This is a genomic window from Streptomyces sp. H39-C1 (genome assembly GCF_027158125.1).
In the GTDB taxonomy this organism is placed as follows: Bacteria; Actinomycetota; Actinomycetes; order Streptomycetales; family Streptomycetaceae; genus Actinacidiphila; species Actinacidiphila fildesensis.
Genome location: NZ_JAPVLS010000004.1, coordinates 188,926 through 204,675 on the forward strand (window position 1 = coordinate 188,926; position 15,750 = coordinate 204,675).

Annotated in this window: 14 protein-coding genes; 8 read left to right on the forward strand and 6 right to left on the reverse strand. The window is 70.6% G+C overall.

From position 1 onward, the window contains the following. Nucleotides 1-143: 143 nt before the first annotated feature. A complete protein-coding gene (locus O3W51_RS04805; protein WP_269283979.1) occupies nt 144-2,504 on the reverse strand; it encodes an immune inhibitor A domain-containing protein in 2,361 nt (786 codons plus the stop codon). 180 nt (nt 2,505-2,684) lie between these two features. Between O3W51_RS04805 and O3W51_RS04810 the strand changes: the two genes are divergently transcribed. Continuing rightward, nucleotides 2,685-3,518, forward strand: a complete 834-nt coding sequence (locus O3W51_RS04810; protein ID WP_138356548.1) for an alpha/beta fold hydrolase — start codon at nt 2,685-2,687, stop codon at nt 3,516-3,518. Between the two features lie 136 nt (nt 3,519-3,654). Here the strand turns inward: O3W51_RS04810 and O3W51_RS04815 are convergent, their stop codons facing one another. After that, nucleotides 3,655-4,080, reverse strand: a complete 426-nt coding sequence (locus O3W51_RS04815; protein WP_138356549.1) for a TetR/AcrR family transcriptional regulator — start codon at nt 4,078-4,080, stop codon at nt 3,655-3,657. A 124-nt stretch (nt 4,081-4,204) separates the two neighbouring features. On the opposite strand from O3W51_RS04815, the gene O3W51_RS04820 reads away from it, so the two are divergent. Next, complete coding sequence (locus O3W51_RS04820) at nt 4,205-7,363, forward strand: BTAD domain-containing putative transcriptional regulator (protein WP_244809476.1); 3,159 nt, start codon at nt 4,205-4,207, stop codon at nt 7,361-7,363. Nucleotides 7,364-7,463: 100 nt separating this feature from the next. Here O3W51_RS04820 and O3W51_RS04825 read toward each other — a convergent pair whose 3' ends face one another. From O3W51_RS04825 to O3W51_RS04835, 3 genes are all read right to left on the reverse strand, one after another. Beyond that, nucleotides 7,464-8,279: an ABC transporter permease gene (locus O3W51_RS04825; protein ID WP_138356550.1), complete on the reverse strand. Its 816-nt coding sequence runs from the start codon at nt 8,277-8,279 to the stop codon at nt 7,464-7,466. Between the two features lie 42 nt (nt 8,280-8,321). Beyond that, nucleotides 8,322-9,281, reverse strand: coding sequence for an ATP-binding cassette domain-containing protein (locus O3W51_RS04830; RefSeq protein ID WP_138356551.1), 960 nt, complete (start codon nt 9,279-9,281; stop codon nt 8,322-8,324). A gap of 162 nt (nt 9,282-9,443) precedes the next feature. Next, nucleotides 9,444-10,130 carry a type III effector protein gene (locus O3W51_RS04835; RefSeq protein ID WP_269283988.1) on the reverse strand — a complete coding sequence of 229 codons (687 nt, stop codon included), beginning with the start codon at nt 10,128-10,130 and terminating at the stop codon, nt 9,444-9,446. A 128-nt stretch (nt 10,131-10,258) separates the two neighbouring features. On the opposite strand from O3W51_RS04835, the gene O3W51_RS04840 reads away from it, so the two are divergent. The 6 genes from O3W51_RS04840 (at nt 10,259) to O3W51_RS04870 (ending at nt 15,055) form a co-directional block, all read left to right on the forward strand. Further along, nucleotides 10,259-10,690 carry an Hsp20/alpha crystallin family protein gene (locus O3W51_RS04840; protein WP_138356553.1) on the forward strand — a complete coding sequence of 144 codons (432 nt, stop codon included), beginning with the start codon at nt 10,259-10,261 and terminating at the stop codon, nt 10,688-10,690. A gap of 92 nt (nt 10,691-10,782) precedes the next feature. Continuing rightward, entirely contained in the window at nt 10,783-11,178 is a 396-nt protein-coding gene (locus O3W51_RS04845) for a DUF2267 domain-containing protein (protein WP_198359081.1), read from the forward strand. 58 nt (nt 11,179-11,236) lie between these two features. Beyond that, nucleotides 11,237-11,674 carry a DUF2267 domain-containing protein gene (locus O3W51_RS04850; RefSeq protein WP_381586037.1) on the forward strand — a complete coding sequence of 146 codons (438 nt, stop codon included), beginning with the start codon at nt 11,237-11,239 and terminating at the stop codon, nt 11,672-11,674. Nucleotides 11,675-12,874: 1,200 nt separating this feature from the next. Further along, nucleotides 12,875-13,219: a MerR family transcriptional regulator gene (locus O3W51_RS04860; RefSeq protein ID WP_138356556.1), complete on the forward strand. Its 345-nt coding sequence runs from the start codon at nt 12,875-12,877 to the stop codon at nt 13,217-13,219. Nucleotides 13,220-13,744: 525 nt separating this feature from the next. After that, complete coding sequence (locus O3W51_RS04865) at nt 13,745-13,945, forward strand: hypothetical protein (protein ID WP_269283992.1); 201 nt, start codon at nt 13,745-13,747, stop codon at nt 13,943-13,945. A 681-nt stretch (nt 13,946-14,626) separates the two neighbouring features. Beyond that, a complete protein-coding gene (locus tag O3W51_RS04870) occupies nt 14,627-15,055 on the forward strand; it encodes an ATP-binding protein (RefSeq protein WP_269283994.1) in 429 nt (142 codons plus the stop codon). Nucleotides 15,056-15,244: 189 nt separating this feature from the next. On the opposite strand, the gene O3W51_RS04875 is transcribed toward O3W51_RS04870, so the two are convergent. Continuing rightward, nucleotides 15,245-15,562: an SCO5918 family protein gene (locus O3W51_RS04875; RefSeq protein WP_138356559.1), complete on the reverse strand. Its 318-nt coding sequence runs from the start codon at nt 15,560-15,562 to the stop codon at nt 15,245-15,247. Nucleotides 15,563-15,750: the final 188 nt, after the last annotated feature.

Genomic DNA, 15,750 nt, shown 5'->3' on the forward strand with positions numbered 1-15,750 from the left:
CCGAAATCGACTGTTTACGGGCCCGGCGGCTCACAAACAGCTCGGCAGCATTTCGGACCCCTACCCCTGCGGGCCCGTCCCCCTCCGTATCCATCGCCCTCCGTGCCCGGCTCCCGTGGGGAAGCCGGGCACGTCTGTTGGGGTCAGGAAACGTGGCTCACTCGGACGGTGGTGACGCGGCCGTCGTGGGATTCGTTCGTCACGGCGATGCGGGTGCCCGTGTCGGGGACCTTGACGCCTACCTGGGGGAGGTCGGCGTTCCAGTAGACGCCGGTGTGGTCGTTGAAGACGGGGACGCCGGCGCGGGACGGGACGGTGACCGGGACGCCGTCCTTGTGGAAGGTGAGGCGGTCGGTGCGGCCGAGGGAGAACGTCGCGTCGAAGGTCTGGGCGCGGGCGTTCAGTACGGTGCCGTCGGTGTAGCGCAGGGCCGCCGGGCGGGCGTCGATGGGGAGGAGCAGCCCGCCGCCGGGGTGGTTTGCGGTGGTGTTGTCGCTGTAGGCGGTGTCCCAGAGCCAGATGAGGGCGCCCTGCTGGTACGGGTAGAACTCGACGGTGTCCTTCTTCGCCGGGTTCTTCGGGTCGTTCGACCAGCCGAAGTTGTAGGGCCCGGTCTTGAGGAAGGCGCCGTAGCCGGTGTAGCGGCGGTTCTCCACGATGTAGGCGCGGGGGTGGTCGGTGGCGCCGGTGCGGCCGGTGACGATCGTGAAGCCCTGCGCGGTCCAGCCGGCGGGGCCGGCCTCCGCGCCGTCCGCGAACAGCTGGGTGCCGCCCGCGCTGACGCTCACCGCGTCGGTGAGGACGCCCTTGCCGTGGGTGTTGCTGTCCGAGGTGACGTGGAAGCGGAGCTGTACCTGCTGTCCGGCGTACGCGTCGAGCGGGACGCTCAGTGCGGTCCAGGCGCCGGAGGTGCCGGTGACCACGGGGATGCCGGTGGGGGTGCGGGGGATCGTGGTGCCGTCCACGGTGCCGGGCAGGGCGGTCCAGTGGCTTCCGCCGTCGGTGGAGGCCTCGACGGTGAAGAAGTCGTAGTCCTTCTCGATGTCGTACCAGAGCCGGGTGTCGAGAACGGCCGGGGCGGTGACGCCGCGCAGGTCGACGGTGCGGGTCAGTGAGCTGTCGAGGAAGTCACCGGTACCGCTCCACCACTGTTTGCCGCCCTCGTACGGGTCGGTGAGTTCTGTGGTGGTGGTCGACGGCGGCAGATGGACGAGCAGCCCCTGCGGATCGGCGGTGTTGTAGCTGGAGACACCGAGCCGGTGGGTGGAGGCGGGGGCGGCCGAAGCGGTCTCCTCGTAGGCGAGCCAGCCGAGTTGGAGCTTGCTCCAGGCGTCGAGGTCGCCCGGGTAGTCGCCGGTCGTGTTCGGGCCCTTGCCGAGGTAGGAGGCCGAGGACATCAGCGACCAGTAGTTGACACTGTTGTCGCCGGTGGCGCCGTACAGGTCCGGCAGCCCGAGGTCGTGGCCGTACTCGTGGGCGAAGAGGCCGACGCCGCTGTTCTCGCCGCCGGTGAGGTAGTCACCCGCCCAGATGCCGGTGTCGCCGACCGGGGTGCCGCCGATCCGGTTGCCCTGCGGGCCCGCCTGCCCCGCCTGGTCGTAGTACGCGAACCAGCGGTGCGCCCAGACGGCTCCGGTGCCCTGGGTGCCGCCGCCCCAGGTCTGGTCCTTGCCGGCGTGCACGACGACGAGGTGGTCGATGTAGCCGTCGGGCTCGTCGAAGTTGCCGTCGTGGTCGAAGTCGTAGCGGTCGTAGTGGTCGTACTGGGCTATCTGGGCCTTGATGGACGCCGGGGTGCGGCCCTTGGCGCGCTCGCCGTCGTACCAGGCGGTGGTGGCGTCCCGGATCATGTCCCAGTTGCTGTGGCACTGCTGGCCCTCGGGGCAGTTGTCACTGCCGTAACGGGCCTCGTTCCAGGGCAGCTTGACCCAGTCGGTGACGGTGCCCTCGATGTCGTACCGGCCGGAGGACTGGGTGCGGTAGAAGTTGCGCAGCGAGACGGTGCCGGGGGCGTCGCCGAAGAACTGCTGCTGGTAGTAGGCGCGGTCGAAGTCCTTGCGCCAGACGGTGTGGTTGTCGGCCTTCGCGGGGCGGCCGGTGGTGTTGTGCAGCGGGCCGGGCTCGCCGCCGTAGCGGGGTTGGCCGTTGTTCATGGTGGTGCTGTCCACCTGGTCGCCGAACTCGGCGAGGATGACGAAGATCTTGTCCGTGCGCTCCTGGGCCAGTTCGGCGTACTGCTTGCCGATCTGGACGGTGTGGGGGAGCGTCCCGCCGGGCGCGCGGGCCACGTGCTCCAGCGCCTGCCGGCGCAGTGCCTGGCGCTGCAGGTCCATCGGGCTGGACGGGGCGTCGGCGTGCCGGACGTCCTCGGAGGCGCTGCCGGCGGGGCCCGGGGCGGCGGCCGGTGGTGCGGTCGAGGCCGCGGCCGGGCCCGTGAGCAGCAGCGCGCCGGCTATCGCGGCGCTGGTGAGCGCCGCGATGCCGGGCAGGGTGATTCTGCGCAACGTACAGGTCCTTTCGGAGGAACTGCGGGAGCGCCTCCCGGAGGGGAGGGCCGGTGAGCGCAGGTAATATTTCACATGTCAAAGGTGATGTGTAGGGGCTGCACCGAGACGCCCGGAACTCGTCCGACAGGGGCGCGATACGGTCGCGGGGATCGGTAGCCGACTCGCGAGGGGAACCACGTGCCCGGGATCGAACTCACCGCCGGAACCATCGACTTCGAGGACACCGGGGGTCCGGGACCGGTCGTCGTCCTGCTGCACGGACTCGGCCAGAGCGGCACCGTCTGGAAGCGGGTCGTCGACGATCTGCGCACCGACCACCGCTGTGTGATCCCGGACCTGCCGACCGGCGGCCACCGCCGTCCGATGCGGCCGGAGGCCGAGCTGTCACTGCGCTCCGTGGCCCTGCTGGTCGGGGAGTTCCTGGAGCGGCTGGAGCTGGACGGGGTGACGCTGGTCGAGAACGACTCCGGCCACGCCCAGGTGCTCGCCGGTGAACGCCCCGAGCGGATCGGCCGGTTGGTCATCACCTCCGGCGAGGCGTTCGAGAACTACCCGCCGGGGGCCGGCGGCAAGATGCTGACGGCCGTGAGCCGTATCCCGGGCGGCGTGTACGCGCTCGCCCACTTCATGAACCTGCGGGCGCTGCGCGGGCTGCCGGTCGCCTTCCGTCCGATGTCCGTGCACGGTGTGCCGCACGAGATGCTCGACGACTGGCTCCGCCCGCTGCTCACCGACCGGGCGATCCGGGCCGATCTGCGGCGCTATCTCCTCAGCGCCCGCAAGGGCGCCATGCTCGAAGCGGCCGAACGTCTCAGGACGTTCGACCGCCCCGCGCTGGTCGTGTGGGCCGAGGACGACCGGATGATGCCCCGCGCCCACGGCCGCCGGCTCGCCGGCCTCCTGCCGCACGGCCGGCTCGTCGAGATCCCGGACTGCCGCACCCTCATCCCGGTGGACCAGCCGGCGGCCCTCGCGGCGGCACTGCGCGAATTCATCGGCTCCGAGGGCTGAGGAGTCCGCGGAAAGGGGCGCGGCGCTCAGGCGCGCAGGTCGCGGCGCTTGGTGTGAACGACGTGGAAGATCGTCAGGGGCACCGCGATCACCGCCTTGCGTCCGCCGGCCGGCTTCCGCACCACTGTGGCCTCGCTCATGACATCTCCCCTTGGGTGGCCCGCTCGAAGATCCCGACCAGTTCCGTGCCGTACGCCGCGAGGTCGGCGCCGGGCTCGCGGGCCAGCACGCCCGCGGCCGCGTCGATGGACGCCCGCAGGCTGACCGCCATCACCCGCGGATCGAAGTCCCGGAACACGCCCTCCGCCTGGCCGTCCCGGAAGTGGCGTTCCAGCAGTTCCAGCGCGGGCCCGTCCTGGACGGTCAGCGGTGCGCCGTCCGGTGTCCGCGCGTTCACCGCGATGTCCACCAGCGCGCGGATGTGCGCCGGGTGGGTGCTCATGAACTCCAGGTTCGCCTCGATGTAGGCGGCAAGGACCGCTGCCCGCCCGGCGACGGCCGCGATCCGCGGCCGGATGAAGGCCACGGCGGTGGTCGTCGCCTCGTCGACCACCGCCCGCACACCGAGCTGCTGTCCGCTGCCGCAGGCCCTTTACCAGGGGTGTTCGAGTAGGTGATGCTGTCCCGGCGCTGGAGGAATGATCGACACGGCGGGAGCCGGTCGGTTCGGAGGGGAAGGCCGCGGTGTGCGCGTAGTGCTGCTTGGTCCGGTTCAGGGGTACGCCGACGACGGGACGCCGGTCGAGGTGGGTGGTGTCCGGCTGCGGATGCTCCTTGCCAGGCTCGCCCTCGAAGAGGGCCGGACGGTCTCCGTCGACTCGCTCGTCGACGGCCTCTGGGGCGAGGAACCGCCCGCCGAAGCGGCCAACGCGCTGCAGGCGCTGGTGTCCCGGCTCCGCAGGGCGCTGCGCGGGTCCGCGACGGTGGAGTCCGCATCCGGCGGTTACCGGCTCTCGGTGCGCGCTGAGGACGTGGACGTCCACCGCTTCGAGGAACTGGCCGCCCGGGGCAGACGGGCCCTCGCGGCCGGGCGGCCCGGCGAGGCGGCCTCGCTGCTCGGAACGGCGCTCGGGCTGTGGCAGGGCGCGGCGCTCGCCGATGTCCTCGACGCCCCCTTCGCCGGGCCCGTCGCGACCCGGCTCGACGATCTGCGCACCGCGGCTGCCGAGGACCACAGCGATGCCGAACTGCGGCTCGGACGGTACGGAGAGGTGCTCGCCGACCTCGAAGCGGCCGGCGCCGAAAGGCCGTTGAGCGAGCGGGTCGCCGGGCTGCGGATGCGGGCGCTGTCCGCGGCCGGACGGCAGTCCGACGCCCTCGCGGTGTACGAGGCGATACGCAAGCGGCTCGCCGACGAACTCGGCGTCGATCCGTCGGCCGAACTGCGGGAGATCCATCTGGTCCTGCTGCGCGGCGAGCTGGAGACACCGGCCGAGCGGGCCGAGACCGCCCCGAGCCGCCTCCCGGCCCGGCTGACCAGCTTCGTCGGCCGGGACGGTGAACTGGAGCGGCTCGCCGGTCAGTTGGACCGCAATCGGCTCATCACCATCGTCGGCCCCGGTGGCGCCGGCAAGACCCGGCTCTCCCTCGAAGCGGCCACCCGGGACCGCGCTCACGCCCGCGGCAGGGTCTGGTTCGTGCCGCTCGCCGGTGTGAGCGCACCGGACCAGCTGGCCGACGCGGTACTCGGCGCCCTCAGCTCCACCGACGGCCGCCTCTACGACGCAGGCCAGGGGCAGCGGACCACCCCGGTCGAGCGCATGGCCGGACTCTTCGGCAGCGGCGACGCCCTGCTCCTGCTCGACAACTGCGAGCACCTCGTCGAGGCGGCCGCGGAACTCGCCGCCGAACTCCTCGACAAGCTGCCGGAGCTGCGGATCCTCGCCACCAGCCGCGAGGCCCTCGCCATCACCGGCGAGTCCCTGTGCCACCTCGGCCCCCTCGACATCCCGATGGGATCACCGGAGCCCGCCGAGGCCGCGCAGTCGCCCGCCGTCCGCCTCTTCGTCGACCGGGCCGCCGGAGTCCGGCCGGACTTCACGCTCGACGACTCGACCCTCGACGCCGTCGTCGAGGTCTGCCGGCGGCTCGACGGGATGCCGCTCGCCCTCGAACTGGCCGCGGCGAAGCTCCGCTCGATGAGCGTCGAGCAGATCGCGCGCCGCCTCGACGACCGCTTCCGCCTCCTCGCCTCGGGCAGCCGCACCGCCCTGCCCCGGCAGCGCACCCTGCTCGCGCTCGTCGAGTGGAGCTGGGACCTGCTCGACGAACCCGAGCGGATCCTCGCCCGCAGACTGTCGGTGTTCCCGGGCGGCGCGACCGTCCCCGCGCTCGAAGCGGTCTGCGCGGACCCGTCGCTCCCGGCCGCCGACATCCCGTACGTCCTGGACGCCCTGGTCGAGAAATCGCTGGTCCACACCGTCGACGAACGGCTGGGCGAGCCGCGCTACCGGATGCTGGAGACGGTCCGTGCGTACGCGGCGCGGCAACTCGCGGACGCCGAGTCCGGGGACGCCGTCATCCAGCGGTATGCCGCGTACTTCCTGGCCCTCGCGGAAGAACACGAACCCCGGCTCCGTACCGGCGAACAGCTGCGCGCGATCGAGGTGTTCGACGCCGAACACGACAACCTCGTCCTCGCGCTGCGCTCGGTCGTCGACGCCCGGGACGGGGACCTGGCCGCGCGCTTCGCCGGGGCGATGTTCTGGTACTGGGGGATCAGGGGGATGAGCACCCAGCTCGACACCCATCTGGCGGAGGCCGCCGGGCCGGATTCCGTACCGGCAGGGGACTCCGGACGGGGGGCAGCGGGCGGCGAACGTCCGGCCGTCGAGGGGGAATCGGCGACGGCGCGGGAGTTCCACCCGGCCGTACTGCTCCTGCGGATGTCCCAGGCCTCCTTCCCCGCCCGCGGATCGGGACCGGGCGGAAGCGCGGACCAGGACCCCCTCGACTCGCCCGACCCGTGGGTCCGGGCCGGCGCCCACCTGGCACGGGACTTCGCCCTCACCGAACAGGGCGACCTGGTCACCGGCGCCGAGTCCCGGATGGAGGCCCTGCGCGGCTTCGAGGAGGTGGGCGACCGCTGGGGGCTCGTGATGAGCCTGCTCCCGATCGGCCGCGACCACTCCCTGCGCGGCGAGTACCCGCAGGCCATCGCCACCTTCGAACGGACCGTGGCACTCAGCTCGGAACTCGGCACCGAGGACTACCTCTACCTCAGCAAGGCCAGACTCGCCCGCGAACGCCGGCGCAGCGGCGACCTGGAAGGCGCCTTCCGCGATCTGCACGCCGCGCACCGGCAGGCCCGCGAGCGCGGACAGCTGCGGCTGGAGGCCAACATCCTCGTGGGCCTGGCCAATGTGCACCGCAGGGCCGGTGACCTGGCGCAGTCCGACGCGACCCTCGACCGTCTCGAGGCGCTGAGCGCCCGGCGCCCCTCCCTCAGGGAGACCGCCCGCGACCTGATCGTCAGCACCCGCATCGAGAACCGTCTCGCCGAGGGTGACGCCGTACGGGCCAGGACCCTGCTGCCGGAGGCGGCCGGCGCCCTGTTCGGCCAGGGCGCGGGCGCCGCGCTCGCCTGGGTGGCCGAACTGCTGGGCGGACTGCGGACCTTGGAGGGGGCCCCCGAGGAGGGCGCCAGATCGCTCGGCATGAGCCAGGTGATGCGCGGCGCCTTCGACTGGGGCGAGCCCGAGTGGCGCGAGCTGGTCGACCGCATCGTGGCGACGCTGGGCGAGGAGGGCTTCAGGAACGCGTACGAGGAGGGGGCCGCTCACTCCCGCGAGGACGCACTGCGGTGGCTGGAGGCGGAGACCCTGCGGACGGTGCCGCGCGCCTGACGAGGCGCCCGCGGTCATGCGGACAGCCGGGCGGGGTCCGCTCCACCCCCCGGGGTGCGGACCCCGCCCGGCCGGACTTGTCACCGGAGGACCTGGGGGATCATCCGGCGTTCTTGCGGTAGGCGCGCATGGCCAGCGGGAAGAAGACCACGATCACGCCGGCCATCCAGGCGAGGCTGCCGGCCAGCGAGCCGGCGACCGGGCCGCCGTTGAGCAGACCGCGGACCGCGTCGGCCACCAGCGAGACGGGGTTGACGTCGGACCAGGCCTGGAGCCAGTCGGCCATCTTGTTGTCGGAGACGAAGACGTTGCTGGCGAAGGTGAGCGGCAGGATCAGGATGGTCATCAGGCCCTGCACGGAGGCGGGGTTCTTGATCAGCATGCCGAGGAACACCGAGATCCAGGAGAAGCTGAGCGCGAAGCCGATGAGCAGGGCGACCGCGGCGAGCGAGGCGACCGGGTTGGTCCCGACGCGGTACCCCATGATCAGGGCGAGGACGACCAGGGTGGCCAGGCAGGCGACGTAGCGGACGATGTCCGCGAGGACGGCGCCGATCAGCGGGCTGGAGCGGGCGATCGGCATGCTGCGGAACCGGTCGAAGATCCCGGTACTGGCGTCCGCGCTGAGCGAGGCGCCGATCCCGATGCTGGCCTGGAAGACGGCCATGACCATGACGCCTGGTGTGACGTGCTGCAGATAGCCGTGGGTGTCACCGCCGGACATGGCGTCCCCGAACAGGTAGATGAACATCAGCAGGCTGATGATCGGGGTGAGGATCACATCGACCAGCTGCATCGGCGACTTCATGAACTTGATGACGCCGCGGCCGGCGAGGGCGAGGCTGTGCTGGGCGGTCTGCGCGAGGCCGATACGGCCGGGGAGCTCGGCGGGGGCGCTGAGGGTCTGGGTGCTCATGACAGGGGTCCTCTCGGGAAGGTCTGCAGGGAACGGAAGGGCTCAGACGGCGACGGGCTGCTCGTCCGCGACGGCCGGCTCGTGTCCGGTCAGGGCGAGGAAGACCTCGTCGAGGCTGGGCAGGCGCAGGCCGAGCTCGTCGGCGGTGATGCCGGCGCCGTCCAGGCGGCGGGCGACCGCGGCGACGAGCAGCGGGTCGTCGGCCGGGACGGTCAGCACGCCGGAGTCCTGCGCGGGGGAGTGGCCGGACAGCTCGGCGAGCAACTGCGCCACCTGCGGCACATCGGCGGCCATGGCGGGCCGGACCTGGAGGATCTGGCCGCCGACGCGGCGCTTGAGCTCACCGGGCCGGCCTTCGGCGACCTTGCGGCCCTTGTCGAAGACGGTGATGGAGTCGGCGAGCTGGTCGGCCTCTTCGAGGTACTGGGTGGTCAGCAGCACGGTGGAGCCGTCCGCGACCAACTGCCGTACGACGTTCCAGACCTCCTGCCGGGCGTGCGGGTCCAGGCCGGTGGTGGGCTCGTCCAGGAAGAGCACCTGCGGCCGGCCGACCAGGGAGGCGGCCAGGTCCAGGCGCCGCCGCATCCCGCCGGAGAAGGTGGCGATCGGCTTGCGGGCCGCCTCGGTGAGGGAGAAGTTCTCCAGGAGCTCGGCGGCCCGCGCCTTCGCGTCGCGCCGGGCCAGGCCGAGCAGCCGCCCGATGAGCACCAGGTTCTCGGCGCCGGACAGGGTCTCGTCCACGGAGGCGAACTGACCGGTCAGCCCGATCAGCTGCCGGACCCTGACCGGATCCTTGACGATGTCGTAGCCGCCGATGCTGGCGTGCCCGGCGTCGGGGCGCATCAGCGTGGCCAGGATGCGCACGGTGGTGGTCTTGCCGGCGCCGTTGGGACCCAGGACACCGACGACCTTGCCGGCCGGCACCTCCAGGTCGACGCCGTCCAGGGCGGTGAAGTCGCCGTACTTCTTGACCAGTCCCTCGGCCCGGATCGCGTACCCCATGTTCAACAACTCCTCGTCAGGTCCTCGTCGTTCTCGATGACCATGACGATGCCGGGCCTGTCGGGTTCCGTGCTGCGGGGTTCGGTGGAATCGCTACCTTTCCTTCAGCGTTGGTGTCTGCTGATCTGCGCCCACCACCGATGACCGGGACCATGCCTGTGATCACTCCGTTTCAGATCGCTGGAGTTTCGGTGAGGGAGGTGGGGTGGTGGCGGATCGGGTGAGGGTGTCGAGTCGGGCGGCGAGGTCGGGGTGGGTGGTGGTCAGGTGGGGGCGGGTGGCGTTGAGGGGGCGGATGAGGGCCGCGGGGTCGTCCTCGGCGAGGGCGGCGTCGAGCTGGCCGAGGGTTCCGCGGGCCGCGGTGGGGAGGTCGGTGAGAGTGGTGATCTGGGCGGCGATGCGGCGAAGATCGGCGGCGTTGTCGCGGGCCCAGGCGGCGAGGGTGCGGTCGGCGGCGCGGCCTTGTCGGGTGGCCTGGACGCGTTGTTCGCCGGTGGTTCCGGCGGGTCCGGGGCGGCCTCGCAGGTAGCGGCGTTCGGCGGCCTGGCGGCTGGTCACACCCAGGGGGTGGGCGAGGTCGGCCCAACTGGCTCCCGCATGGCGGGCGGTCTCGATCAGGCCGGTTTCCCATCCGGAGAGATTTTCGCGGATCTGCCGCAGCAGCAGGAGGGAGGCCAGGGCCTGTTCCGGGCCGGCAGCGGGGGCGCGGGCGCCGGGGGAGCCCGGGGTCTCGTGCTGGGCGGCGTGCAGTTCACCGTCGATGGCTTCCAGGGTTGCCGCGGCGGCGAGAAAGGAAGCCGGGCTCTGGGTGTCGGTGCGGGGAGAGGCCGGTTGGTCGGCGGCTGCCATGGGCACCTCCTTCTGGACTGTCAGCCTTTGGACGACACCATGTTTGTCATCCATTGGATGACATGCTACAACGGATTCCGTGCAGCGCATTGGCAGCTACTGCCCGAACCTTCTGGAGGTGTTTCGCAATGTTGATGCGCACTGACCCCTTCCGCGAGCTGGACCGGATCGCCCAGCAGCTGACCGGCTCCGGTACCTGGACGCGGCCTTCCGCGATGGCGATGGACGCCTACCGCGAGGGCGACGAGTACGTGGTGGCGTTCGACCTTCCCGGTGTCAGCGCGGAGTCGATCGACATCGACGTCGAGCGGAACATGCTGACCGTCAAGGCCGAGCGCCGGCCCGCGGCGAAAGCCGACGACGTCGCGATGGAGTTGTCGGAACGGCCGCTGGGCGTGTTCTCCCGCCAGCTCGTGCTGGCCGACACCCTGGACACCGAGCGCATCAGGGCCGACTACGACGCCGGGGTACTCACCTTGCGCATCCCGATCGCCGAGCGCGCCAAGCCCCGCAAGATCGCCATCGGCGGTGGCTCCTCCCGCCAGCAGATCTCCGGCTGACCCGGCGCCGGCCGGGACCGACGCGGCGGAGGACGGGCACGTGCCCCTCTCGATCGTCCTCCGCACCGGACGAAGGAAGGGCGGCGGCCGACATGGCCCTGCGATGGGAAGCATTCCTCGACCAGGTGACCGAACGCGGCGAATACGGCAGCCGCCAGGAGGCGGAACGCGCGACCCGCGTGGTGCTCGCCCTGCTCGGCGCCCACCTGGTCGGCCAGGTGCGGGCCCACCTGGCGGCGCGTCTGCCGGAAGGCTTCGCCCTGATCCTGCTCAACCCGCTGCAGAGCGCTGAACCCCTCCCACCGGAGCGGTTCCTGCGGGCGGCGGCGGCCTGGATCGAGGGAGCCACCGAGACGACCGCGGCCTGGGACGTCAGCGCCGTCCTCAGTACCGTCGCCGACGCGACCGACGACGACCTGCTCCACGAGGTCCTGCTCCAACTCCCCGCGGGCTACGACCTCCTGTTCGGCCGCCCCCAACCCATCTGACCACCCACCCGCCGGGTGCCGGCACCACCACCACGGATACAGAAAGGCAGCCACCGCAGTGATCTCCGACCTGCGCGCACCGCTCCAGCACCCAACCGCCATGACCTACGAGCAGATGCTGGAGAAAGTCCGCTACGAGGGCGTCTACCCCACTCGGGAGCGGGCCGAGGAAGCCGTCCGCGTCGTCCTTTCGGGACTCGGCCGCCAGCTGACAGGCGACGAACGCGTCGAACTCGCCGCCCGCCTGCCCTTCGAGGCCGCCTGCATCCTCACCGCCCAAATCCCCGCCCACCGACCCCTGACCGGATGGGCCTTCGTCCAGGACCTCGCCGACCGCACCGGCGCCACCCCCGCCACCACCCGCTGGGACACCGGCTCCGTCCTGGCCGCCGTCACCGCTCTGGCCGACCCCGACCTGATCACCCGCATCCTGAAGCAGCTCCCCAACGGCTACGCCCTGTTGTTCGGCCGCGCCGAACTCACCCAGGCCGCATAAGGAGCCCACCGTCGCGCGCACGGCACCGCCCAGGACCCAGCGATCACACGAATCGGCTGCACGGTCATCGTGGTACTACCGGGCGAGAACGGCACTCACCGTCTTCCCACCCGCCGGCCGGTGGGTCACGGCGGTGGCGTGCGCGAGGCGGTTGACCATGGGCCGGCCGAAACCTCCCGTCCCTCCGATACCCGTCAATCGTGTCGCTGTTCTGTTCGAAAGCGACTACCTCACCGTCGGGTACCCGAAAATCTGTGATGGCTGGAGTAGACATTGGGCGGCGGTGTGGTTATGGTTTCTCTCGTAGCCGAGATCAAGAACGGCCCGGCAGAGATGAACTGCCAGGCAGTAGTACGCAGTTGCAGGTGTAGTTCGCAGGGCGGTGCGGTGGTGGAGTCGCGAAGCCAGAGCAGGTGCAGGACGGCGACGGGACTGACGACCGGACCGGGTGGCCCGCAGTGATCAGGGGCCGCCGTGAGCGGTAACGCAGTGGCAGTACCCGCAAGTGCAGTTCGCAGTACCCAGCAGTGAAGTCAGTGAGCGGTACCTCGGTGAAGGCGTCGGCTGCGGACGCGCGCACCGGGAGGTTCGGCAGTGGGGTTCTAAGCCAGGGCACATGCAGGACGGGCGACGGGGCTGGCTGTCGGAGGGTGGTGCGGTGAAGGCCATCAGCAGATCGCACTACCAGCAGTTCGGTTGTTCCCGTAGGTACGGCACGGCAGTGGAATCCGGCGGCCGCTTCATGTGGGAGGGCCGTAGGGATTGATTGCCGGGCTGGGCGGCCCATGAGGGGCTGCCGCGCAGGTCACAACTTGTGAAACGCAGCGTGTGAAGTGCAGTTCCGTTGTGATCGCAGGACCGCAGTATCTGAAGTACCAGCAGGTCAGTAGCTTTTCATCGTTTCAGGTACGAGCAGGAAGGTTCGGAGCGACACCATCAGGATCGCCCGCACGGCAGGTGTGTGCGGGCACTCGCAAGGCCCCGGATTGGAAGGTGGTCCCCGGTCAAGCATTCAAGATCCCCGCGCCCCGTGTTCCCCCGACGCGCCAGTGCGGATACGGCAGGACCGGCAGGCACAAGCCGGTAGATGTAGATGGTGTTTGATCCGCCCCATGGGGCCCCGGAAGCCAGGTACGGCTCCGGGGCCCCTCCACGCGTTTGTCCAGGAGGCCAGATGACCATCAGACACGAAGAGGCGTAATGACCGAACAACCCCCCGCGAGCCCCGCGAGCCCGTCCGACCGGTTCGACGACGAGGACTACCCCGCCTACACGATGGGTCGCGCCGCCGAGATGATCGGCACCAACGCCGCGTTCCTCCGTGCGATCGGCGAAGCCCGCCTGATCACCCCGCTGCGGTCCGAGGGCGGCCACCGCCGCTACTCCCGCTACCAGCTGCGCATCGCGGCCCGTGCCCGCGAGCTCGTCGACCAGGGCACCGCCATCGAAACCGCCTGCCGCATCGTGGCGCTGGAGGACCAGCTCGAAGAGGCCCTGGCCCTCAACGAACAGCTGCGCAACCGGCCCGGCAATCCCGCCGCCTGAGCCCAAGAACCCGGGCACGTAGCGGGCCCCGAACCTGACACCCTCCGCGGGAAGCTGCCGCTTGCTGCGCATCGCATCACGTCATCGGTGCGCAGGGCGCTGATCAACCACCGGGACGCTGTCCCGCCCATCGTTCAGCAGGTCCCGCACGTCGTTGTGGTGGCCGGCACCGCGGTGGGGTGATAGCGAGGGGAAGGTGGTTACCGCTGGGGGGTGTGGTCGTTGTTCGGGGTGACAGTGCTGCAGGAGGTCATGGGTTTGTGCGGTTGTCGGTGCACGGCAGGTGGTGAGGCCAGTGGCGGGAGGGTTGTGCTCGTAGGTGAGCCGCTGTTGCGTGGGGCGCTCGTCCGCCGGTGGTGGCACGTGCGTGGTGGAAACGGTCGGGGTCTGAGCACCGGCGGTGGCCCGGCCCGGTTGCCGACATGCCGGTACTTCGAACGGTGATCGCGCCCCGGCCGGCCGGGCGTGCTCGTGGCGACCACGGGCCCGGGCCGCTCTCCTCCATGAACCTGGTGGGGCACGAGCGTGGATGACAGCGAGCTGATCCGCCCTGTGCGGGAGTGGCATCGCCTGGTTCCCGGGATGGGCGCGAGGGCTGCTCTCGACGCTCTGGTCACGGCTCTCGCGGGCGAGTCGGCCTCAGCGGCGACTGCCGTCGGGCTCAAGGCCCAGCTCGACCTCATCGAGGAACAACGCGATCACGCCCGTGGTGACCGCAGCCCGTGACCACAGGGGCCGGAAGCCGAGAAGGGCCCCGTGGCGGCATGGCTGGTGTGGGCCAGGACCATGCTCTCGCTATTGCTCAGCTTGTCGCCGTCGTCCACCGCCCCGGTCGTAAAGGTCTGGATCGGCGGTGTCCTGTCCGGCATGCACAAGAACTTATCGGGGCGCGGGGAGTGCTCCCCCGCTGATCGGTAAGAAGCGGTGGCACCCGGGGGAATATCCCGCCGGAGCCGCCGTCGGGGGAGGTGGGCCGGTGGCTACCGTGTTCCCGATGAACCCATTTCCCGGAGGCGGGCAGTAGCTGATGATGCGGGAACTGACGGATGCGGAGTGGACGGGCGTGCGCTCGGCGTACTGCAACGGAACTTCGGCGGTGTGCCCCGCCTGCGCCCGGGGCGGTAGCGCTGAGCTCAAGCCGAAGCAGCGCGTGATGCGCTTCGCGTGCGGTCATGAACTCACGATTCCGGAGGGCGCCACCCCCTGACGGAACGGGGCCCGAAGGCGTGCCAGGTTGCACCGAATGGGTGTCGGAGACCGCGAGTGGGGTGGTAGGTGGGCTGCGGGGCACTCAGCGGGGTAGCCGAGGGGGAGACGTTGGCGCATCGCGCGATGCTCTTCGCTCCTCGAGGGCGGGGATGGATGAGGGCTCATCCGGCCGGAGCTGATTCTCCCGCCGCTGTAACGGTGTTCGAGGGGTTGGTGGGTTTGGGGCTGGTGTACCGGGCCGGGAATTACGGCAGTGAGCCCGGCGGTCTGGGTGCCGCCCGGCTACTGGCCGATGAATTCCTTGACTGTCTGGCCGCGGATCTCGCCACAACCCTGAGCGAGCGATTCCGCTTCGACGTGAGGCTCGTGGTCACGGAGCTGCTGACCAACGCTGAACGCTACGCGCACGGCCCGTCCCTGCTGGAACTGGAGGGAAGCCCTCGCAGCGTGGTGGTGACGGTATGGGACTCCAATACCGCTCTGCCGGTCGTGTTCCCGCCCGATCCGTCCCGGGCCGGCGGTCACGGTCTGGAGATCGTGAACCGGCTGTGTGTGCGGGTGACGGTGGAGCGGGTACCGGTAGGCAAGCGCATACGAGCCGTCCTGTCGGTTCCTGGCGCCCCGTAACGGCAGCTGGGGGCAGCGCTGTCGCTTCCGGAACCCTTCTGGCAGGCACTCGGCCACTTCGGGGCACCGTTCGGCAGGTTACGGTGCGCCGGGTATCGCGGAGCGGGATGGCGGCCTGCGTGGCGCCAGCCGGCGACGAGAGGGTTGGGGCCGCTCCTGCCGAGGTCGCATGGGGTGAGGTGGGGCCGGTCAGCTGTAAGCGGGTGTGCCCAGCATCGCTACTGCGGCCTGGAGCGGGCTGAGAACAGCGGTGGCAGTTACCGCAGCGGCCTCGGGCGCGGGACGGCAGGTGAAGCCGAGTCGGGTCATGGCCCGGGTGATCTGCTCGGCGGTGAAGTCACGCCGGTCCTGCCGGGTGAGGATCTGGCCGACCTGTTTCACGGGGTAGGTGCGACGGCTGATGATCACGGATTCTCCCGTGACCGCTTCGGGCTTGACGCCCCGCATCCTGTCCTGCACTTCGCTCTTGACCAGATCGAAGGAACAGCCGGCGATGACGCAACGCATAGGACCTCAGCAAGGAGAGGGGGCAGTCGGATACCTCAGAGTCCCACACCCGGACCACCGACGGGAAGATCAACCCGCCGGTGGGAAATCCGGCACGAGGGCCGGTGTCGTGCTACCTTGTTGCCAGTTGCAGTTGTGGTACCCATGAACTTTGTGTGCACTCGACGGGCGTGACCCGCGGGTGCATT